Raw genomic sequence first — 1151 nt, 5'->3', positions numbered from 1 at the left:
CAACAGCAGCCCCTTGATGTGGCTGAGGTTTTGGCGATCGCCACTCAACTCGCTGATATTCTCCACGCCCTCCATCACCATCGGATCATCCACAAAAGACCTCTTGCAGATTAGCTATAGTGCCTCTTGCCAAAAGTAGGGGAAATAAGAAAACATCAGGATATCGTAATACTATTAAACTCCTGATGTTAACCTGCACTATAGCGTATATCCTCTCTGATGAAGGATTTAAGCGTCGTTTTGGCGTTCAACGCACCACCTTTATTGAGATGCTCGATTGCCTTAAGTCTCAGTGGCGACCGACCCCGAAACCTGGACCTAAACCCAAACTCAACCTCGAAGAACGGGTGTTGGTGACCTTGGAGTATTGGCGAGAATATCGCACTTATTTTCATATTGGGAGCAGTTGGGGGGTGAGTGAATCAACGGTGTGTCGCTGTGTTCATTGGGTTGAGGATACTTTGATTAAGTCCCAAATGTTTCATCTTCCCGGAAAGAAGGTGTTACTTCAGGGGGGGATCACGGTGACGATTATGGATGTGACCGAGACGCCAATAGAACGGCCAAAACGGCGGCAGCGGCAATTTTACTCTGGTAAGAAAAAGGGGCATACCCTCAAATGCCAACTGATCATGAATGCAGAGACGGGTGCGATTGTGTGTACCTTTTTCGGCAAGGGACGCCAACACGATTTCAAGGTGTTTAAGACCTCTGGGGTCCATTTTCATCCTGACACCAAAAGCCTGGTGGATAAGGGATATCAAGGCATACAGAAGCTCCATGACAACAGTGAACTGCCCCAGAAAAAACCGAAGGGGGGGCAATTAACACAAGCGCAGAAAGCTTACAATCGCGCCCTCTCGAAAAAGCGTATTGCGATTGAGCACGTCAATGCTCGCTTAAAGGTCTTCCGTATCTTATCGGGACGCTATCGCAATCGTCGTCGTCGCTTTGGATTACGCTGCAATCTGATTGCAGCGATCTACAACCAAGAGTATGCCCAATCAGCTTGAGATAACCCGGGAAATTTAATTTGCAAGAGGTCTAGTATGTAGCCGCCCTAGTTCGGGCCTATGCCAACTTAGCTAACGAATTTACCCAAGCAGGATACTCCTCCGATGAAGTCGCCCAGATTAAGGCCGAAGTGGCAC

General features: G+C 48.2%; 1 protein-coding gene. It reads left to right on the top strand.

What is annotated here, in order from left to right:
- The first annotated feature begins 185 nt into the window (after positions 1-185).
- Positions 186-1013, top strand: a complete 828-nt coding sequence (locus tag F6K52_RS36595; protein ID WP_293090177.1) for an IS5 family transposase — start codon at positions 186-188, stop codon at positions 1011-1013.
- Positions 1014-1151: the final 138 nt, after the last annotated feature.

The organism is Moorena sp. SIO3H5 (assembly GCF_010692395.1).
Taxonomy (GTDB): Bacteria; Cyanobacteriota; Cyanobacteriia; order Cyanobacteriales; family Coleofasciculaceae; genus Moorena.
The sequence above is the reverse complement of the archived record's forward strand: the minus strand, read 5'-3'. Positions and strand labels throughout refer to the sequence as shown.

Bases quoted from the DNA above. Each gene is read 5' to 3' on its own strand.
- F6K52_RS36595 (WP_293090177.1), top strand. From the start codon at position 186: ATGTTAACCTGCACTATAGCGTATATCCTCTCTGATGAAGGATTTAAG.